The organism is Undibacterium sp. 5I1, assembly GCF_034314085.1.
Classification (GTDB): Bacteria; Pseudomonadota; Gammaproteobacteria; order Burkholderiales; family Burkholderiaceae_D; genus Undibacterium.
In genome coordinates this window covers 4035031-4055442 of sequence record NZ_JAVIWI010000001.1, presented here as the reverse complement: position 1 = coordinate 4055442, position 20412 = coordinate 4035031, and the positions used below count along the sequence as shown (strand labels likewise).

24 protein-coding genes are annotated in these 20412 nt (G+C 46.8%); 8 read left to right on the top strand and 16 right to left on the bottom strand.

What is annotated here, in order from left to right:
- Positions 1–2: 2 nt before the first annotated feature.
- A complete protein-coding gene (locus tag RGU72_RS17775; protein ID WP_322121012.1) occupies positions 3–653 on the bottom strand; it encodes an isochorismatase family protein in 651 nt (216 codons plus the stop codon).
- A gap of 119 nt (positions 654–772) precedes the next feature.
- Here RGU72_RS17775 and RGU72_RS17770 point away from each other — a divergent pair, with 119 nt between their 5' ends.
- From RGU72_RS17770 to RGU72_RS17760, 3 genes are all read left to right on the top strand, one after another.
- Positions 773–1795 carry a GlxA family transcriptional regulator gene (locus RGU72_RS17770; RefSeq protein ID WP_323492356.1) on the top strand — a complete coding sequence of 341 codons (1023 nt, stop codon included), beginning with the start codon at positions 773–775 and terminating at the stop codon, positions 1793–1795.
- Between the two features lie 250 nt (positions 1796–2045).
- Positions 2046–2921 (top strand): MOSC domain-containing protein, encoded by an 876-nt coding sequence (locus RGU72_RS17765; RefSeq protein WP_322121010.1) that lies wholly within the window; start codon positions 2046–2048, stop codon positions 2919–2921.
- Positions 2922–2965: 44 nt separating this feature from the next.
- Positions 2966–4114 (top strand): DUF484 family protein, encoded by a 1149-nt coding sequence (locus RGU72_RS17760; protein ID WP_322121009.1) that lies wholly within the window; start codon positions 2966–2968, stop codon positions 4112–4114.
- Positions 4115–4209: 95 nt separating this feature from the next.
- Here RGU72_RS17760 and RGU72_RS17755 read toward each other — a convergent pair whose 3' ends face one another.
- From RGU72_RS17755 to rsmD, 3 genes are read right to left on the bottom strand one after another with little or no spacing between them, the layout of a single operon-like run.
- Entirely contained in the window at positions 4210–4470 is a 261-nt protein-coding gene (locus tag RGU72_RS17755) for a YfhL family 4Fe-4S dicluster ferredoxin (protein WP_322121008.1), read from the bottom strand.
- Between the two features lie 43 nt (positions 4471–4513).
- Positions 4514–5059: a pantetheine-phosphate adenylyltransferase gene (coaD, locus tag RGU72_RS17750; RefSeq protein ID WP_322121007.1), complete on the bottom strand. Its 546-nt coding sequence runs from the start codon at positions 5057–5059 to the stop codon at positions 4514–4516.
- Positions 5060–5103: 44 nt separating this feature from the next.
- Entirely contained in the window at positions 5104–5772 is a 669-nt protein-coding gene (rsmD, locus tag RGU72_RS17745; protein WP_322121006.1) for a 16S rRNA (guanine(966)-N(2))-methyltransferase RsmD, read from the bottom strand.
- Positions 5773–6217: 445 nt separating this feature from the next.
- Here rsmD and ftsY point away from each other — a divergent pair, with 445 nt between their 5' ends.
- The 4 genes from ftsY (at position 6218) to rpoH (ending at position 10113) form a co-directional block, all read left to right on the top strand.
- A complete protein-coding gene (gene ftsY / locus RGU72_RS17740) occupies positions 6218–7282 on the top strand; it encodes a signal recognition particle-docking protein FtsY (RefSeq protein ID WP_322121005.1) in 1065 nt (354 codons plus the stop codon).
- A 58-nt stretch (positions 7283–7340) separates the two neighbouring features.
- The gene (locus RGU72_RS17735; protein ID WP_322121004.1) at positions 7341–8018 is read left to right on the top strand and encodes a cell division ATP-binding protein FtsE; all 678 of its coding nucleotides are present in this window, start codon (positions 7341–7343) and stop codon (positions 8016–8018) included.
- Between the two features lie 53 nt (positions 8019–8071).
- Complete coding sequence (locus RGU72_RS17730; RefSeq protein ID WP_322121003.1) at positions 8072–8986, top strand: cell division protein FtsX; 915 nt, start codon at positions 8072–8074, stop codon at positions 8984–8986.
- Between the two features lie 230 nt (positions 8987–9216).
- Positions 9217–10113 carry an RNA polymerase sigma factor RpoH gene (gene rpoH / locus RGU72_RS17725; RefSeq protein ID WP_322121002.1) on the top strand — a complete coding sequence of 299 codons (897 nt, stop codon included), beginning with the start codon at positions 9217–9219 and terminating at the stop codon, positions 10111–10113.
- A gap of 104 nt (positions 10114–10217) precedes the next feature.
- On the opposite strand, the gene RGU72_RS17720 is transcribed toward rpoH, so the two are convergent.
- From RGU72_RS17720 to RGU72_RS17700, 5 genes are read right to left on the bottom strand one after another with little or no spacing between them, the layout of a single operon-like run.
- Positions 10218–10790 (bottom strand): SCO family protein, encoded by a 573-nt coding sequence (locus RGU72_RS17720; RefSeq protein WP_322121001.1) that lies wholly within the window; start codon positions 10788–10790, stop codon positions 10218–10220.
- Between the two features lie 5 nt (positions 10791–10795).
- A complete protein-coding gene (cyoE, locus tag RGU72_RS17715) occupies positions 10796–11680 on the bottom strand; it encodes a heme o synthase (RefSeq protein WP_322121000.1) in 885 nt (294 codons plus the stop codon).
- 57 nt (positions 11681–11737) lie between these two features.
- Positions 11738–12829, bottom strand: a complete 1092-nt coding sequence (locus tag RGU72_RS17710; protein ID WP_322120999.1) for a COX15/CtaA family protein — start codon at positions 12827–12829, stop codon at positions 11738–11740.
- Positions 12830–12837: 8 nt separating this feature from the next.
- Positions 12838–13356: a cytochrome C oxidase subunit I gene (locus RGU72_RS17705; protein ID WP_322121676.1), complete on the bottom strand. Its 519-nt coding sequence runs from the start codon at positions 13354–13356 to the stop codon at positions 12838–12840.
- A gap of 55 nt (positions 13357–13411) precedes the next feature.
- Positions 13412–14125, bottom strand: a complete 714-nt coding sequence (locus tag RGU72_RS17700) for an SURF1 family protein (protein ID WP_322120998.1) — start codon at positions 14123–14125, stop codon at positions 13412–13414.
- A gap of 62 nt (positions 14126–14187) precedes the next feature.
- Here RGU72_RS17700 and RGU72_RS17695 point away from each other — a divergent pair, with 62 nt between their 5' ends.
- On the top strand, positions 14188–14388 hold the full coding sequence (locus RGU72_RS17695; RefSeq protein WP_322120997.1) for a twin transmembrane helix small protein: 201 nt from the start codon (positions 14188–14190) through the stop codon (positions 14386–14388).
- Between the two features lie 84 nt (positions 14389–14472).
- Here RGU72_RS17695 and RGU72_RS17690 read toward each other — a convergent pair whose 3' ends face one another.
- The 7 genes from RGU72_RS17690 to RGU72_RS17660 all read right to left on the bottom strand — a co-directional run bounded on the left by RGU72_RS17690 (position 14473) and on the right by RGU72_RS17660 (position 20359).
- Entirely contained in the window at positions 14473–15333 is an 861-nt protein-coding gene (locus RGU72_RS17690) for a cytochrome c oxidase subunit 3 (RefSeq protein WP_322120996.1), read from the bottom strand.
- A gap of 40 nt (positions 15334–15373) precedes the next feature.
- A complete protein-coding gene (locus tag RGU72_RS17685) occupies positions 15374–15589 on the bottom strand; it encodes a DUF2970 domain-containing protein (RefSeq protein ID WP_322120995.1) in 216 nt (71 codons plus the stop codon).
- A gap of 12 nt (positions 15590–15601) precedes the next feature.
- Complete coding sequence (locus RGU72_RS17680; protein ID WP_322120994.1) at positions 15602–16192, bottom strand: cytochrome c oxidase assembly protein; 591 nt, start codon at positions 16190–16192, stop codon at positions 15602–15604.
- Between the two features lie 9 nt (positions 16193–16201).
- Positions 16202–16309: a cytochrome oxidase small assembly protein gene (locus tag RGU72_RS17675; RefSeq protein WP_322121675.1), complete on the bottom strand. Its 108-nt coding sequence runs from the start codon at positions 16307–16309 to the stop codon at positions 16202–16204.
- Positions 16310–16346: 37 nt separating this feature from the next.
- Positions 16347–17945 carry a cytochrome c oxidase subunit I gene (ctaD, locus tag RGU72_RS17670; RefSeq protein ID WP_322120993.1) on the bottom strand — a complete coding sequence of 533 codons (1599 nt, stop codon included), beginning with the start codon at positions 17943–17945 and terminating at the stop codon, positions 16347–16349.
- 26 nt (positions 17946–17971) lie between these two features.
- Entirely contained in the window at positions 17972–19147 is a 1176-nt protein-coding gene (gene coxB, locus RGU72_RS17665) for a cytochrome c oxidase subunit II (protein ID WP_322120992.1), read from the bottom strand.
- A gap of 303 nt (positions 19148–19450) precedes the next feature.
- Positions 19451–20359 (bottom strand): methyltransferase domain-containing protein, encoded by a 909-nt coding sequence (locus RGU72_RS17660; protein WP_322120991.1) that lies wholly within the window; start codon positions 20357–20359, stop codon positions 19451–19453.
- Positions 20360–20412 lie beyond the last annotated feature (53 nt).

Sequence of the window (20412 nt, the reverse complement as noted above, 5' to 3'; positions counted from 1 at the left end):
ACTTAAGCAGATGGATGCGCCCGCCCGGCCAGATGCGACACCAATACGTTGCTCTTCTCCAACACACCGCCTGTATTAATTAACTTGATCCATTCTGCGGTGCTAGCCACTGCGCCGAAGTTAGATTGGAATACGACATTAAAAGTGCGATGGATTTCTTCTGCGCTGGCGTATCCTGCGCTATTTTCGTAGGGTAAAGCGCCGGTCGCGTCGGACAAAATTTCGACTTGATAAGCATCATGTGCCGCTTGATAAATGGTGCTGGCGTTGCAGTTATGCGTCATGTAGCCAACGATTGTCAGGGTATCAATGTGATTTTTTTCCAGCCATTGTTTGGCATCCGTGCCGACAAAAATACTGGCCATGGACTTTTCGATCAAATGATCATAAGGGCGACTTTTGACCGTTGCATGTAACTCCCAATTGGCAGAGTCGCGCGCAAAGATGGGGGAGTTTTCGGGCGCGGAATGTTGTACTACCAAAATCGGGATACCTGCCGCCTTGGCTGCGTCCATCGCAAGAGCAATATGATGCAGGGACACTTGCGGATCTGGATATTCGATCCGCATGTTGCCCGTAAAATATTCGTTCTGTACATCGATCACTATCAATGCGCGCTTCGGTGTGGTCGGAATGGATATGGGCGTAGTCATGATAAAGCTCTCCAGATAAAGTGATATGGCAAACAGCGATTGCGTTTGTGCTGTTATTTTCAGACATATCGTCCAGATTAAGAAGTGACCCGATTGCCAATATTCGATACAATCAGGCCATGCTTATTGAAACTCCAATTCAATCTCAGACTCAATTCCTGTCTAACGCCGTGAAGAACACTGTCACGGTGGCTGTACTGGCATTTGATGGTATTAGTCCGTTTCATTTATCGGTTCCTTGCCTGGTGTTCGGTGAGCAGCATGGCGAATTTAAATTACCTGCGTTCAAGCTGAAAGTGTGTGTCTTCGCAGCGAAGGCTGGCAAACATGTGGTGACGACAAGTGCTGGTTTTTCGATCAACACGAGTCATGGTTTATCTGCCTTAGCACGGGCGGATATGATAGTGATCCCGTCATGGCATACCGATTTGCGACCTGCACCGGCTGCACTGCTGAGTGCTTTGCGTAAAGCGCATCGGGCTGGTGTGCGGATTATTGGTTTATGTCTGGGTGCGTTTGTGGTGGCGGAAGCGGGCTTGCTTGATCAGAGGATGGCAACAACTCATTGGGCAGTTGCGAAAGAATTTTTACAGCGTTTTCCACAAGTACACCTCGATTCCAATGTCTTGTATGTTGACCATGGGGATGTGATTACTTCGGCGGGTACGGCGGCGGGGATTGATTGCTGCTTGCATGTGCTGCGCTCTCAGTATGGTGCGGAGATTGCAGCGCATGTCGCCCGGCGTCTGGTGGTGGCGCCACATCGCCAAGGCGGACAAGCACAATATATTGAGCAACCTGTGCCTAGCCTAGCCAGCGATGACCGTTTATCTAAAGTGCTGGAATGGATGCTGCAGCATCTTGCGGAGCCGCAACATCTGGATCAGCTGGCAGAAAAAGCCTTGATGAGCCGACGCAGTTTTACGCGCCACTTCCAGCAGTTAACTGGTACCACCGTCGGTAAATGGCTGCTCAATCAGCGACTGGCACAGGCGCAACGTCAGCTAGAATCGAGTAAGCGCTCGATTGATGACATCGCGGTGGATACCGGCTTTGGCTCGGCGCTATTATTGCGACGCTATTTTGCGAGGGAATTTAATCTCTCGCCCTCGGCTTACCGGCAAGCGTTTCAAGGTAAGTAGCGGGGTATGTGGCTGCTTATGTGGCTGTCCATGTAGCAGGCATTGCGATTGAATTTGTCCGTTCCTTTATCACGATCAAAACCTATTAGCAATAATACCCCCCTATAGTATTATTAATCGTCCAATCATTACTTGGACAAAGCGGCATATTTCATAAAAATGAGGGGGAGTATATTAAATATTCCTGTAAAACCTGATTATTCCGACGATGTATCTCCTTATAAATTTTGACTTGTGAGTATTAACCACCATGCCTACGATTACTGAACTGACGCTGTACCCGATTAAATCTTGCGCTGGTATCCGCTTACGGTCGGCGGCGGTCAGCGAGTCTGGCTTGTCACAGCAGATCGGCGCAAGCCTGATTCGTGATCGTGAGTGGATGGTGGTTGATCCGACGGGGCTATTTTTAAGCCAGCGCAGCCATCCTCGCATGGCATTGATACGCCCAACGATAGAGGGCGATCATTTAATACTGCTTGCGCCTGATATGCCAGCATTGCCAATGGCGCTTAGCCTGGCTGAGCTGGCACCAGCGGTATCTTTGCAAGTACAAATCTGGGACGATCTGATCGCTGCGTTTGACTGTGGCGACAACGCCGCGGCTTGGTTGAGTCAGTTCTTGGGCACCGCTTGTCGTTTGGTACGCTTTGATCCTGCTGGTCGACGATTAGCCAGCCAAAAATGGACCGGCGATCAGGAGGTCGGCACGCTGTTTTCAGACGGATTCCCGCTGTTGCTGACGTCTACTGCATCGCTCGATGATCTAAACCAAAAGTTACTCTTGCAAGGTCGTGAGTCGATTCCTATGGATCGCTTCCGCCCCAACATCGTGCTTGCTGAGATAGCCGCGTTTGAAGAGGACTATGCGAGTAGTTTGGACCTCATCAATCATGAGCGCCAAATCCAGCTCAAGCCGGTCAAGCCTTGCACTCGCTGCACAATCCCCGCCGTAGATCAAGCCACCGGAGAACCCGGACCTGATCCGGTAGATATTTTGCAAACCTATCGCGCCAATCCTCTGCTGGATGGCGGGATCACATTCGGGATGAACGTAATTGTGACAAAAGGTTGCGGTCAAACACTATATGTTGGTGATGCGTTAGATATTCAGATAGCATTCTAATTACCGAAAATATTGACCCAAGCTGCGCGCAAACGAAAGGCATTATGGAGAAAGTTGTCGTGTCATCTACCGGACAATCCGATGTGATTGCCGATGTGCTTACCCAACTGCGTACAGAGAATTTTGCCTTGCGTACTCAATTAGAAAACCTGTTAGAACAAGCGCATCGTAACCAAAATATTATGTCGCGGCATCAGAGCTTCGATTTAAAGCTGATCGGTGCCAGTAGTTTTCGTGAGTTGATCGAAAATATTTTTAGTGCACTAGCCAAGATGTCAGAACTGGATATTGTCACGCTAGGCTTGCTGGACTATCAAAAAAATCTGCAGCAGATCATGCTGGATCTGAAGATCACTTCTGAAGAATTTCCCTCCTTATTTTTTGTGCAAAACGAGCTAGATTTGCGCATCCATGGCGAGCAATTGTTCAAACCGGTCTTAGGAATTTATGACCCCGTGAAACACGGCAAGATGTTTTCAACCTGTACGCGCAAACCCAAAAGCGTTGCGGTGGTGCCCTTAATACGACAACAAAAATTATTAGGTTATCTGAATTTAGGTAGCTTTGAAGACGCACGGTTTAGCCCAACCATGGCGACCGATTTTATCGAGCATCTGGCCTCCATCATTGCCATCTGTCTTGAGAACGTGATCAATAACGAACGGCTGACACATATAGGCTTAACCGATCCGCTCACCAATGTCAGCAACCGCCGCTATGTAGAACAGCGCATGCTGGAAGAAATCGGGCGCGCCCGTCGTCAGCAATACAGCATTGTCTGCATGTATCTGGATATCGATTTCTTTAAAAAAATTAATGACCGTTACGGCCACCAGGGGGGCGATGATGTCTTGATCGAAGTCAGTAATCGTATCAAGGCAGAACTGCGTCTGAGCGATACCATGGGGCGTTTTGGCGGGGAGGAATTTGTCGCTCTGCTAGTCAATGCCAGCGCGCAAGACGGCTTGATTGTGGCAGAACGGATACGCAAAAGTATTGCAGGCAAAACGTTTGCACTGACCGGTGCCATCGGTACTTGTCAGGCGACGATTTCTATCGGCGTGTCAACGTTGGCTGTCGCCAATAATGAAGGCAAGATTGAGAATGTTGCGCGTGATTTATTACAGGCAGCAGATCAGGCTTTATTCAGAGCGAAGAATCAAGGTCGTAACCGGGTCTGCCGGGCAGATTGATGTTGGGCGCGCGGTAAATGATTGCGAAGTGCTTACCAGTTGCAAAGTGTTAGGTTAAGGCAGTCACTGGCTTGATTAATTCGCGCCAGATAAACTTATGCAGGCTTAAGTCCTGCTTGCAGGCGTTCGTACTTGGCTTGCAATTGCTCAGGCGTTTCGCGCCAATCGGGATTAAACGGAATGCAGCTTACCGGACACACTTGCTGGCATTGTGGCTCGTTGTAATGCCCTACACATTCTGTACATTTATTCGGATCGATTTCATAAATCTCCGGCCCCATATAAATTGCATCATTGGGGCATTCAGGTTCACATACATCACAATTGATGCAATCGTCCGTAATCAGTAAGGCCATACTTTTACTATCTCCTGCTGCAAAGACTTGCAGCATCTTGCGATTACACTGAAGTTTTTTTGGCTAACTCGGCTAATTCTGCCAGTTCAATTTGTGCCGCTTTTTCCGCCTGCTCAAGTACTTTAGTTTGCAGCCATTTATCTACCGATGGGAATACAAATTTCGACACATCCCCGCCCAGCATAGCGATCTCGCGCACGATGGTGCCGGAGATAAACTGGTATTGGTCTGATGGCGTCAAAAACAGGGTTTCAACATCCGGCAACAAATAGCGATTCATACCGGCCATTTGAAATTCATATTCAAAATCAGACACAGCCCGCAAGCCACGCACAATCACCCGGGCGTCGTTCTTGCGGACAAAATCTTTGAGTAAGCCAGAAAAGCTTTCCACCCGGACATTTGGGTAATGCCCCAGCACTTCGTTGGCGATCAGCAGACGCTCATCCAGCGAGAAAAAAGGCTTTTTGTTTTTGCTGTCAGCAACGCCAACAACCAGCGTCTCAAACAAACCGGAGGCGCGACGCACCAGATCTTCGTGACCTCGCGTGAGCGGATCAAAGGTTCCTGGATATACGGCTGTGACCATCTTTACTCCCTGATTTTGTGTCTATGCACCAATTTGAGAAGGCATTATGCCTGAATTTCGGGCATGTCATGTGTCAAGATGTTGCGTTGCAGTATGTGGAAATACACACTCCCTGCCTGATCTGCACGAATCAGTTTCCAATCAATCAACCATTCTGGATACGCCGGATCGGCAGGATCTTCTGGCAAGGCCGCTTCTGCTTCGACATATAACAAGCCGCCAGCCGCCAACAACTTAGCGCACAGCGGCACGATCTTGGTTAAAAATCCTTGCGCAAAAGGCGGGTCGAGAAAAATCAAATCAAATTGTTGCTGGCGCGCTACCAGCGACTGCACCACCGTCAAGGCATCGCCACGAACTAAGGCAATTTGCTGCGCGCCCAGCTTTTGCTGGACTTGCTCTAGCTGCTTAAAAGCGGGCGTGTGGTATTCCACCATCGTGACCGCTACTGCACCGCGACTGGCGGCTTCAAAACCCAGCGCGCCGCTGCCAGCAAACAAATCAAGACAGCGCACGGTTGGCCATCTGCCGTCTAGCAAATGTCCCAGCCAATTGAAAATAGTTTCTCTGACACGATCAGGAGTCGGGCGCAAACCTTCGGCATCAATCACGGGTAACAAAGTCCGCTTCCACTGGCCGCCAATAATACGTACCTGATGCGGAACGCGCTTGGGACCAGCGGGCGTGGTCGGTTTTTTAGGTTTAGCTTTCATGCACGAGAGTCAGGTTGCGCAGCTTTAAGCTGCTTGAAAAAGAAATCAATTTTATTCATGAATTACAAAACTTACACAAAAATGCTAAATATAAAAATACTAGGAAAATCAATATACTCCCCATTTTTTTATGAGAAATAGCTCTATTGTCCAGTAATTATATGGACAACTTAAATATACTAGCGATGAGTATTTATTCTACTAATGAAATGCAAGCCATATGACGCACCGCGAAGAGCGTTACGACACCAAAAAACTAAGCTTATTTAGCGCTAAGGCTTAACTAAATAAGACAAGCTAAGCACAACTCGCACAAAATTGCCCAAGACCAGCTAATCGACAACAAATTAGCGCCGCACAACACAAGGCTCGTCAATCTGGCAATAGGGCTCTGTTAGAATGGCTGCATTCTAACCTGTTCGTCTTCTGCCCTATTAAAACCTCGATGTTTAGCTTTTTCAAGAAAAAACCCAAAGAAGAACCTGCTTCGCTGCCAACCACAGTAGCGCTACCCAGCGCGGAAGCAGCCTCATCAATCGCGTCATCAATCGCGTCATCAACTGTGCCAGAATCTTTGGCCAGCAGCGATCAAGCCACAGAAGCTGTCGCTGAAAAACGCTCCTGGATCAGCCGTTTAAAAGCAGGACTGTCGAAAACATCGTCCAACCTGACCACACTATTTGTTGGCGCAAAGATCGACGATGACTTATATGAAGAGTTAGAAACCGCACTACTGACCTCCGACGCCGGCGTAGAAGCAACGCAATTTTTGTTGGATGGTTTGAAGAAAAAGGTCAAGGAAGAAAAATTAACCGAGGCCGAGCAAGTCAGACTCGCCCTCAAGACCTTGCTTTTAGACTTGCTGACACCACTGCAAAAACCTTTAGAGCTAGGTCGTCATCAACCCTTGGTGATGATGATTAGCGGCGTCAACGGCGCGGGTAAAACGACTACGATCGGCAAACTGGCAAAACATCTGCAGAAAAATCAACAGTCCGTATTACTCGCAGCGGGTGACACCTTCCGTGCAGCGGCACGTGAGCAACTGACGATTTGGGGCGAACGCAACAACGTCACTGTGATTTCGCAAGAATCTGGCGACCCGGCGGCCGTCGCCTTCGATGCAGTCGCATCCGCCCGTGCCAAAGGGATAGACGTTGTGATGGTGGATACAGCAGGTCGTTTGCCGACCCAGTTGCACTTGATGGAAGAGCTGAAAAAAATCAAGCGCGTCATCGGCAAAGGCATGGATGGCGCACCGCAAGAAGTCTTATTGATCATTGACGGCAATACCGGGCAAAATGCCTTAACTCAGGTAAAAGCATTTGATGATGCACTCACACTGACAGGCTTAGTGATTACCAAGCTCGATGGTACCGCCAAAGGTGGCGTATTAGCAGCGATTGCCAAAACCCGTCCGGTACCGGTTTATTTCATCGGCGTGGGCGAACAGATTGAAGACTTGCAACCGTTTAATGCTCAGGAATTTGTGGATGCTCTGCTCAATTAATTTCACCAATTTGCATTGATTTGCATTGATTTATTTAGCCAGATCAAGGATGTTGCCGATGATAGAGTTTCAGCAAGTTTCTAAAGAATATTCACGCGACGCCGTCGCTTTGCGCAATATATCGCTCACCATCAAACCCGGTGAATTGATTTTTTTGGCTGGCCCTTCAGGCGCTGGCAAATCAACTTTATTAAAAATGATTGCGGGTATTGAGCGCCCTAGCAGCGGCACCGTTAGCGTGAATGGACAAGACATTGGCAAGTTAAAGTCAGGCAGCATTCCTTATCTACGCCGCAAACTGGGTCTGATTTTGCAGGACAAAGGCTTGCTGTTAGACCGTAGCGTGCTGGCAAATGTCATGTTGCCGCTGATCGTCGTCAGCGCTTCTGCCAGCGAGGCAGAAACCCGTGCCCGCACTGCGCTAGAAAAAGTAGGCTTGGCGGATAAAGCGGATGCTATGCCCCTGGCCTTGTCAGGCGGCGAGCAACAACGGGTTGCTATCGCCCGTGCGATTGTCAATCGCCCGCAAATCATTCTGGCAGATGAACCTACCGCTTTTCTGGACAGAGAGAATGCAAACAAAGTCATCAACGCGCTCAAAGCCTTCCAGAGTGCCGGCGTGACTTGTATTATCTCTAGCCATGATGAACAGTTTTTAGATCAGGCCAGCCGCGTGATTTATTTAAATCATGGGCAACTGTGCGACTCCTGGCAATCATCCTATATGGCGGCATAAATTGATCCAATCTCAAGAAACACCTCAAGTCTGAAGCAACAGGAAAAAATTATATGACCGTCTGGTTTCGTCAGCATTTGTTTGGCTTAAAAAGTGCGTTGGCTCATCTACGCGCCAGCCCTGGCAATTTCTTATTTAACGTTCTAGTGGTCGCGATTGCCTTGGCGTTGCCGATTGCCGGATTAACGCTGATCGAAAATATTCGCCCGATTTCAACCCAGCTCTCGATTGAGCCAGAGATCAGTGTATTTTTGACACCAGACACACCACGCGCCGACGCGATAGCATTAGCTTTGCCAATCAAAAAACTACTGAAAGATGCCAATGTCAGTGCCAAACTCACTTTTGTGACCAAGGACAAAGCATTAGCGGCAATGGAAGAAACCTCCAGCCTGGCAGAGGTCTTATCGACTCTGGGCGGAAATCCTCTACCAGACGCCTATGTGTTATCACTATCCAACTCAGATGCCAACCGGGTAGAGTTTCTGACAGTGCAGTTAAAAAGTCTGCCAGGAGTTGATGTGGTTCAAGTTGATTCAGCTTGGGTAAAACGGCTGGCAGCTTTAGTGCAAGTTTTACAATTATCCTTACTATTTTTGGCGGTTACATTGAGCGTGGTGGTGATCGTGGTGATTTTTAACGCTACGCGTCTGCAAGTGATCTCCCATCAGGCTGAAATTGCAATAGCCCGTCTGCTTGGCGCGACCAATAGCTTTATTCACCGGCCCTATTACTACACAGGCGCGCTACTGGGATTGCTCGCTGGCTGCGCCGCATTGGCACTGATTGCGGTGTCTCTGCGTCCGCTGAATCAGGCAATTGCAGAATTCGCCAAACTCTATGCATCGGAATTCCACCTGGTGCCGCTAGGATTGTTGGCTAGCCTCGCCTTGTTAGCGACTAGTGTGGTGCTCGGGCTATTTGGTGCTTTTCTATCGGTACGCCGACAACTCGCACGCGCTAGCTAAACCTTAATTCAACAAGACTTAAGCAAAACTGCTGCAACTTTTCTAAGTTTCCCTGCTCTAAATTAATATAGCTATTTCGTACAAGCAATCAAAACTCAATAGCGATCAATTAGCTTAAGCATATAAATTTGGAGTATTAGCACTCAATCCAAGAGAGTGCTAATATAAGGGCTTGAAATGTCTGATTTAGCCCAAAAGTCACGCTAAATAGACGGCAATAAGGAGGAAGAATGAATCAATCATCGACATCTGTGATGCCAACTTCGGATAGCACAGCGCTTGCACTCGGTTTTACTGGCACGCTGGGCAATATCGACGCCTATATCTCGGCAGTCAACCGTCTGCCTATGCTGACGCATGAGCAAGAAATTGATCTCGCCAAACGTCTCACACAAAATAATGACCTGAGTGCTGCCCAGCAACTGGTTATGTCGCACTTGCGTCTGGTAGTGTCCATCGCTCGCGGCTACTTAGGTTATGGTTTACCACATGCAGACTTAATCCAGGAAGGCAATATCGGCTTGATGAAAGCCGTTAAACGCTTCGATCCAGATCAAGGTGTCCGTCTGGTGTCGTACGCGATGCATTGGATCAAGGCAGAAATGCATGAATACATCCTGAAAAACTGGCGCTTAGTCAAAGTAGCGACGACTAAAGCACAGCGCAAACTGTTTTTTAATCTGCGCAGCCATAAAGAGGGTTTGGATTCGATGTCGCCAAAACAGGTAGACGCTCTGGCAAAAATTCTGGACGTGAAGCGTGAAGAAGTCATCGAGATGGAAATGCGCCTGTCAGGTCGCGACATTGCTTTAGATGCGCCAACCGATGACGAAGATGATAAATTTGCGCCTATCGCCTACCTGAAAACAGAATCTGAAGAGCCGACTCGTGTACTAGAGTCACGTCAGCGGGATCGTCTGCAAAGCGAAGGCTTGGAAACAGCATTATCCAAACTAGATGCACGTTCACGCCATATCGTTGAATCTCGTTGGTTAAAAAACGATGACGGCTCAGGCGCAACTTTGCATGAATTGGCTAGCGAATACGGCGTATCAGCAGAACGTATTCGCCAGATTGAAAGTGCAGCATTGAAGAAAATGAAAGGCGCTTTAGCGAGCTTTGCTTAACTAGCTAACGGCACAGAAGGCATAGAAAAAAAGGCGCTCAGTTCTGAACTGAGCGCCTTTTTTATTAACAGGACTTACGCAGCTAGGGCAGTTTTGCGTAAGTCCTATTGAAGTAATATTTTCAAATCATGAACAATAGCATCGGTGCTTTGCCCGTTACGTACAAATAAACGAATCCGTCCCTCAGGGTCAAACACATACGTACCAGCAGTGTGATCCATGGTGTAAGAACTTGGCGTCGAACCTGGTGCTTTTTGATAGAACACTTTAAATTCTTTTGCTACTTTGGCAGTCGCAGCAGCATCGCCATACAAACCTAAAAACCGGGAATCAAAGTTAGGAACATAAGCGGCAAGCAAGGCTTGCGTGTCACGTTCAGGGTCGATAGTAACAAACAAGACCTGAACCTTATCGGACGAACTTCCAAGCTGCTTCATGACCGTAGCCATCTCTGCCATTGTCGTAGGACAAACATCGGGGCACTGGGTATAACCAAAAAATATTGCTACTGCTTTACCTTTAAAGTCGGCCAAGGTGCGGGCTTTGCCATTGTGATCTGTTAGCGCAAAATCTTTGGCGTAGTCTAATCCCGTCAGATCAGTGTTCATAAATTGGGGTGCTGGTTTATCGCAAGCAGACAAACACAACACCAATATAATTCCGATTAAACGCAGCATAGTAGTCATAATTTTATGTAGTGATCGACCAATAAGGCTGCAAATAGCAGCGATAAATATACAATCGAAAAGGTAAAAGTTTTACGTGCTAAGGCATCGTCATAGTGACGATAAATACGCCATGCGTACCATAAGAAAATGGCACCCAAAATCACTGCGCTGGCAAGATAGATAAGACCACTCATATGCACCGCGTAAGGCAACATCGTGGTAGCGAATAAAGCAATCGTATAAAGCCAGATATGGAAACGAGTAAATTCTAAACCATGCGTAATCGGCAACATCGGCAAACCTGATTTGGCGTAATCATCGCGACGGTACATCGCCAAAGCCCAGAAATGTGGTGGCGTCCAGACAAAGATAATCAATACCAGCAGCCATGCCTGCATAGGAACATCGTTAGCAATCGCGGCCCAGCCTAGCGCCGGCGGCATCGCACCGGATAATCCGCCAATCACGATGTTTTGTGGCGTGGCTGGCTTCAGAATAATCGTATAAATCACGGCATAACCGACAAAGGTGATGAAGGTGAGCCACATCGTCAGCGGATTTACCAGCGCGTACAAAACCCACATACCAAGACCGCCAATCACGCCAGAAAAAATCAAAATCTGCATCGGCCCGATTTCACCCTGTGCCGATGCGCGGCGAGCGGTACGCGCCATGCGAGAATCTATCTCACGTTCAACCAGACAATTAATGGCGAATGCAGCACCAGCCAACAACCAGATACCGATCGTAGCAGCGACCACCAAGCGCCAGTCAGGCAGATCAGGCGTCGCCAAAAACATACCAATCACCGCACAAAAAACGGCCAATTGCGTCACACGAGGCTTGGTCAAAGCCCAGTACTGGGCGTATCGGTTAGAGGGAATACTAAGTGACGTCATATTGAACTAAAGAGAGGGGACATACACGATGTCAGGCCGATTTCAGGCACATATAACTTAGACGTTTTTCAAATGCCTGGCGCGGTAGTTTAACATGGTCAGCAATAGCAACAGCAGCGCAGCTCCACCGTTATGCAAAACCGCAATAAAAAGCGGCCAGGAAAAGTAGACTGTAGATACACCACTCAAAAATTGTATGGTAATCACCAGCAATATCTTTTTGCCCAAGGACGACAAGCCCTTGGTTTTACTGGCTTTATATCCAACCCAAGCAACGACCGCAATGACCAGCAGAGCAAAATTCCTATGCACCCAATGTACAGCAACCAGTGCCTGAAACGGTAAATAATCACCTGCCATGGTTTGACCTAATTTGCGCCACAGAGAGAATCCGTGGTTAAAATCCATATCAGGTATTATCTGTCCATTACACAAAGGGTAATCTTGACAGGCTAGTGCAGCGTAGTTAGTACTAACCCATCCTCCCAAAGCAATTTGCATCACAACGAAAATCAATGCAACAGTTGCTGGCAATATGATTGGGCTCATACTTGCATTAATCACGCTGGCATTGCTCTCCCTCGATACAGCTTGCAAGGCATGACTTTGTTGTGCATGCAAGTATGCCAGCATAGCGAGCAAGCCCATTGCCAACAACAAATGTGTGGTCACGATAATGGGCTGCAATTTAAGTGTCACCGTCCAGGCGCCAAACGCACCTTGCACGCAAACCAGCAGTAATAAAACCGTAGGCAAAAAGACCGAGTTTTTTGTACTTTTACGATGCCACCAGGCGATAATCATCTGAGCCAAAATCAGGACACCCACACTCATCGCAAGGTAGCGATGAATCATCTCGATCCAGGCTTTAGTGACCGTTACAGGGCCATGCGGCATTGCCGTTTGGGCAGCCTGAATTGCACTATGCGACTGAAATGGGTTAGCCTCGCCATAACAACCCGGCCAATCAGGACAACCCAAGCCAGAATCAGTGAGTCTGGTAAACGCCCCAAACATAATCAGATCAAAAGTCAGAAATAAAGTAACAGCAATTAACTTGCGATATTTATTTTGATCGGCTGACACCCAAACCAGACTTAATGGCAAAACCGCTATGAGTAAGCCAGTGATGAGTAATTGTATCCACATAATCTGATCTAACCGATGGCAGAAGCGCGCAATAATTTACTGATGTCTTTTTTTATCTTATTGGGATCAGCATCTTTAGGAAAGCGCATCATCAGATTACCCAGAGGGTCAATCATATAAATATGATCGCTAATTTGTGTATTTGCATCGACAGGCAGCCATTTTTTTAACTTGTCTGCAGATACTTTCAGCATGTGCGTTCCATCATATTCGCGGATCAACACAGTATCAATCGGTTGATCATCCGTAATCAACCAAACTCTTTCCATCCTATCCATTTCTTTGCCTTGCGCCAGACGCAGCTGACGCATGTCGTACATCTTTTTTTGGCATGCAGTAGCACAAGAGCCACTATCAATTTGCAGCATTAACCACTTACCTTTGTAAGCACTCAATTCCTTTGATTCACCGCCCAGCAAGACGCTATCCAACTTTGGAATAGGATAAAGACGAGGATCGAGAATTGCGCCGTAATTAGTCCGACCTTCTGGTTTGATCACAAAATAAAACAAATACGACAGTAGCATTGGTGCAGCACAAACAGCTAAGACCAAAAAAAGTTTCCAGCGACCTGCATGTTGATTATTTATTTTTTCCACGACGATATCCTGTTACTACAAAAAAAATTACTGCCATTAAGGACAGTGCGTACCATTGAAATTCATATGCTCTATGCTTATCCGAACCAGACGATGGTAAAGGCCAATCACGTTGCAAACCGTCATCTGATAATGAAGTTTGTTCTACGACAAACTCCTGTACTTTCCATCCAGTTTTTTTAGCTAAATCTCCAGGGTTCAGGTTTTGAATAATAGCACCCGGCTTCAAACCGCCCATCTGTCCTAGCTGCATGACATGTCCAAAATTTTCCAGCAAAACGCCCTCAATGGTGATCGGCTGATTTGGGGTGATTAATGGCTTCATACGGGTACGTTCATTTGCATCACGAGGTTGCCATCCTCTCCCTATAAGAACATATTTGTCTGTGCCCTGTATTTTAAATGGCATCACGACATAGAATCCTGCGACACCGTGTAGAGGACGATTATCCAAATAAACTGGCCACTCCGCTTCAAACTGACCCGTTAAGCTGACACGTCTATAGCTTGATTCTGGAAGTCTTGGTTCAAATGTACCAAGCACCAACGGAGGCATCTGCCCACGTTGTTCTAGGGCCTGTGCTATCAATTCTTTTTCCAACGCTCTTCTGCTTTGCCATTGCCCCAAGCTCACTCCAAGTATAACCAGAGCGATTGTGACAACCAAGGGAATCAAGCGAAATCTAAACTTGTTCATCTTTCAAATAGCGCATTAAAATTAAGCATTACAATGAGGGTTTGGTTAATTGGCAGGACAATATGAAAATTCTAGTCGCAATCGCTTTTTTCCTGATTATCTTTAGCATGGGTTCAGCATTAGTTTTTTTGATGAAAGATAAGGGAAAAAGTAACCGTACGGTAAAAGCTCTGGCATTCAGAGTTGGATTTTCGATCAGCTTGTTTTTATTGATATTACTCGCTAATCATTTTGGACTGATACAACCTACAGGCATCCGCTAGCCTTATGGATTGAGACTCATCAACAGATGAGACATTAACAAAAAGCCGCACATTGTGCGGCTTTTTGTTAATGTGAAATAAGGACTACAACCAGTAAACTACAACATACAAGCCGAGCCAGACTACGTCGACAAAATGCCAGTACCATGCAGCGCCTTCAAAAGCGAAATGCTGCTCAGGCGTGAAATGACCTTTCAACACGCGGTACAAAACTACCGATAACATAATCGCACCCATCGTTACATGGAAGCCATGAAATCCAGTTAGCAAGAAGAAAGTCGAACCGTAGATACCTGAAGTCAGTTTCAAATTCAGATCATGGTAAGCCTCGATATATTCGTAAGCCTGGCATCCCATAAAAACTGCGCCCAACAAAATCGTAGCAAACAACCAGATCGCAGTTTGCGTTCTGTGTCCTGCACGCAGAGCATGGTGCGAGAGAGTCAGTGTTACACCCGACGTCAAGAGCAAAGCTGTATTAATAGTTGGAATAGGAAACGGCGTCATTGTTTTAAACGCTTCAATGGTTCCTGCCGGACCTGTGTTACCCCAGTGTGCTGCAAAATCTGGCCATAAGACTTTATGATCGAGATCTGCTAACCAAGGCATAGAGATGCTACGAGCATAGAATAGTGCACCAAAGAATGCGCCGAAAAACATCACCTCGGAAAAAATAAACCAGCTCATGCTCCAACGGAAAGAAACATCGATACGAGCGCTGTATTTCCCGCCTTCCGACTCAGCAATTGCATCACCGAACCAGTTGTACAGAACAACCAACGTAAGAAAAATACCTGCAAAATTTAAATACGCACCCCATGTCACACCATTAACCCATGCTGAAGCGCCCAACATGGTCAACAATAAAGACGTGCCGCCAAGAACTGGCCATTTGGACGGACCCGGCACAAAGTAATATGGTGCGTTAGCGTGTTGAGAACTCATTTCCATCTCCCGATACAATTTTTAGACTTAATTTCTTACTTTATTTTGCTACGACACTTTTAACTATTAACACCAGTATCGTTATGAAGATAATCGCTCCGAGTATGCCAGCGAGTATTACGTGAACAGGATTTAGTTGCGCTGCATCCTGTTCATAATCAGATTTTTTGCGTATTCCTAGAAATGACCAGAATACTGCCTTCATCGTTACAAAAAATGAAGCTTTACGCTTACTTGCCTGCTTTAGCTCACCCATAATCAGCCTTGATTAACCCTTAGGTACTGCATCGACTGCTGCAGTTTTTGGTTTGCCACCAACCTCAAAAAATGTGTACGACAAGGTTATTGTCTTCACTTCTTTAGGCAATTCAGGGTCGATATAAAACACTACAGGCATTTGTCTTGCCTCGTTTGCCTCTAATGTTTGCTGCTTAAAACAAAAGCATTCCATTTTTTTAAAGTAGGCAGCCGCTTGTTGTGGCGCATAACTGGGAATTGCCTGTGCGTCCATCTTGTATGACTGCTTATTTACGACTTCATACAGGACTTGCGTCATTTCACCCGGATGCACTTTCATGCTAGACACGGTAGGACGAAAACGCCACGGCCCCTGGGTATTTGCATCAAACTCAACAATCACTTCACGCGAACGATCTATCTGCGAATTAGAAATTTCCTTTACAGAAATATCTTTCGGAGTGAGGATATTTACGCCAGTCAATTCACAAATTTGTTTGTAAATAGGTACTAACGCGTAACCAAAGCCAAACATCAATGCCGCGATCACCAATAACTTACCCAGCATATTGGCGTTCAGTTGCTTGCGACCAAACTTGTCTGGCTTTATCTCATCCGACATTAGCTAGCCTTAGCGGAAAAACGATTGTTTAACGATAACACCAACAAAAAATACTAAGGCAACAGTGAACAGAATCAACCCTGTTCTAGTGTTATTGGCCTTCTTGTTATTACTCATTATTTTTAAGAGCGCGATGAACACGCTCTACTCCAATTTATTTTACGGTTGGTGGTTCTTCAAACGTGTGGAAAGGAGCTGGACTTGGAACTGTCCATTCCAGACCTTCTGCGCCATCCCAAGGTTTTGCCAACGCTGGCTTACCACCTTTGATGGAAGGTATAACGACCGCAAACAGGAAATAAACTTGCATCAAACCAAATCCAAACGCACCAACTGTGGCAACTTGGTTGAAATCAGTAAATTGAGCAGGATAGTCTGCGTAACGGCGCGGCATACCTGCCAGCCCTAAGAAATGCATAGGGAAGAAGGTGACGTTAAACCAAATCAGCGAACCCCAGAAATGGATCTTGCCACGTAATTCGTTGTACATAAAACCAGTCCATTTCGGACTCCAGTAGTAGTATCCAGCAAATAAGGCAAACAGAGAGCCAGCAACTAATACGTAGTGGAAATGAGCGACCACATAATAGGTGTCTTGTAACTGGATATCAATTGGCGTTACGGCCAGAATCAAACCAGTAAAACCACCCATAGTAAATACAAAGATAAATCCGATTGCGAACAGCATTGGCGTCTCAAAAGTCATAGAGCCTCTCCACATTGTCGCAATCCAGTTAAATACCTTCACGCCTGTAGGAACCGAGATCAGCATCGTGGCATACATGAAGAACAGCTGCGCTGTTACTGGCATACCTGTTGTGAACATGTGATGCGCCCAAACGATGAAAGACAAAATCGCGATGGACGATGTTGCATAGACCATGGAGGCATAACCAAACAAAGGCTTACGGGCAAAGGCGGGAACAATTTGCGAGACGATACCAAACGCAGGCAGAATCATGATGTACACCTCTGGATGTCCGAAGAACCAGAAAATGTGTTGGTACATCACAGGATCACCGCCACCGGCAGCGTTAAAGAACGACGTACCGAAATGACGATCAGTCAGTGTCATCGTAATCGCACCAGCCAGTACAGGCATTACAGCGATCAGCAAATAAGCTGTAATCAACCAGGTCCAGCAAAACATCGGCATCTTCATCAAAGTCATGCCAGGAGCGCGCATGTTCAGAATTGTCGTGATGATGTTAATCGAACCCATAATCGAAGAAGCACCCATGATATGAATAGCGAAAATCGCCATATCCATACCAGGTCCCATTTGCGTGGACAGCGGTGCATATAATGTCCAGCCGGCAGCAGTTGCACCACCTGGAACCCAAAACGAGCCTAGTAGTAACAATGCAGCAGGAGGCATCAACCAGAATGAGAAATTATTCATACGGGCAAACGCCATATCAGACGCGCCGATTTGCAGCGGAATCATCCAGTTAGCGAAGCCAACGAAAGCCGGCATAATCGCACCGAACACCATGATCAGACCATGCATAGTCGTCAGTTGGTTAAAAAATTCCGGCTGAACTAATTGCAGACCAGGCTGAAATAATTCGCTACGGATAATCAGTGCTAAGACACCGCCAGACAACAACATCGTGAATGCGAACCACAGATACAAATTACCGATATCTTTATGATTGGTCGCAAATAAGTAACGACGCCAGCCATGTGGATGGTCATGAGCGTGATCGTCATGTGCGTGGTCGTGAGCGTGCGCGACTGTAGTAGAGCTCATCAGTTTCTCCTGTTCTTACTATGCTATTACTTACGAGCAGCGAGCACTTCTGCTGGCTGAACGATATTTTCGGCGGCTTTATTCGACCAGCTATTACGCGTGTAAGTAATTACAGCAGCAATTTCTGTATCTGACAAAACTGATTTCCATGCAGGCATTTTGTTATTTTTACCGTTGAGCAAAATATCAATTTGTCCGGCGCGAGGGCCATTCACAACGGCAGAACCATCCAAGGCGGGAAATGCGCCTGGTACGCCTTTACCATTAGCCTGGTGGCAAGCTACGCAATTGGCAGCATAAATCTTTTCACCACGCGCTTTGGACTCATCCACTGTCCAGACTTTGCTTGGGTCGTCTGCTTTTGCAGCCATTTCTTTTTTCTTACCATCCACCCAGACTTTATAGTCTGCATCAGAGACGACTTTGACGACGATAGGCATGAACGCGTGTTCTTTACCGCACAGTTCTACGCACTGACCGCGGTAAGTACCGGTCTTTTCTGCTTTAAACCAGGTATCACGAACATAACCAGGAATCGCATCTTGTTTTACGCCAAATGCAGGGATAGTCCAGGAATGAATGACGTCGTTCGCAGTCGTAATCAGGCGAACTTTTTTATTGACCGGCACGACCACTTCGTTATCGACTTCTAACAAGTAGTTGTCACCACGTGCTTCAGAGGGAGCGACGCCAGGAGAACCGACCTGGGATCTTGGAGTTGCCAGCGTGGACAAGAAAGAAATCCCTTCGCCGTCGCCTTTGAGATAGTCGTAACCCCACTTCCATTGCATGCCAGTTGCTTTGATCGTGATATCTGCGTTGGACGTATCTTTCATTGCTACTACTGTTCTAGTCGCTGGCAAAGCCATAGCGATCACAATAACGAATGGAACGATAGTCCAGAGAATTTCGACGGTGGTACTTTCGTGGAAAGTCGCCGCTTTATGACCTGCTGATTTACGATGTTTAAAAATCGAGTAAAACATCACGCCGAAAACAGCCACAAAAATAACCAGGCAAATCACGAGCATCAAATTATGCAGTGAATAAATTTGTGATGCTATCTGCGTCACTGGTGTCTGCAAGTTCAACTGCATCACTGCAGGACCGCCCTGACTATCCACCACTGCCCATGATGGCATACCTGCCGCCAGGAGCGAGGCACCAAGCATTAACGACGGTAATCGCTTCGCGTATTTCATGATTTCCCCAAAAAACCCATTAGAATGCTTTTAACAGAAGTGCCTAATTTGCAACACGCGCTTACTGAATCCCTATTGAACTCTTACTACATCTTCAAGTTATATCTTAGTGTTCTAACTCAACAATGATCGTCAATGCATGATGGCAACTTCCACAACTGCGAGAGTATAAGGCGTAAAGCCGCGGTATATCAAGCGGAATGCGGTTCAAATCGCCAATATTAAGCGCAAATTGAGCCTAGATTACGACACTTAAAATTTGCTATTTTCGGTAAATTTATAAAATATTTTCGCTACACCAAATTACTTTTTGGGAAAATCCAATCGAATGATGGATTCTCCTGATGCTAATTTTTTGGGTATTGGCCGGAATGCATGGCCATATACCACCTCAAATGTCAGCGGAATTCTGCCATCGGCACCGCGCATCTGCAGTAATGCGTCGCACAGACGACGATAATCATGTTTGCCCAACAAGCCCTGGCGCCGTGTAAGAAGAGGATTGCCGCCCAAGGCGCGCACATCGGCAAACAGTTTTTCGACATCGCTGTAAGTCAGAGTGATTTTTTCCATATCCATCACTGGTGTAGAAAAACCAGCATTCACCAGCATATCGCCAAAATCATGCATGTCGACAAAAGGCAAGGTATGCGGCAATCCGTCAATTTTTGCAAAGGCCTGACGCAATTCGATCAGACTATCTGGCCCAAAACAAGAAAACATCAATAAACCTTCGGTACGCAACACCCGTCGCCATTCAGCAAAGACCAAATCGGGTTGCGGATGCCAATGCAGAGCAAGATTCGACCAGACCAGATCGACGGTATTCGCCGCTACCGGCAAACGGGCAAAATCGGCGCAGAGCAAGCTCGCACGGGAACTTGAGCGCAAACCCGCAGGCAACAAATTGGCAAACAGGCGACTAACCGCACTCTGTGCTGCAACTTGTTTGTCAGCCGCCGCCTTTAACATCGGCAGCGATGCGTCAATCCCCAATAAATGCGCTTGCGGAAACAAACTCTGCATATGAATCAGATCGATTGCCTCACCACAACCAGCATCCAAAAGACGTTCTGGCTGTATTTTTACCAGCTCTAATTTTTCCCGCATACGGCTAGCGATTTCGCGACGCAAAAATTCTGATCCCGCCAGTTTTTTGGGATCGGCAAACAAACGACGAACACGACTTAAATCAATGGGGGCGCTGAGCATGGCAATCAGTGTGAGGGGGTGCGATAATGCGCAGAGTTTACACGCTTGTCATT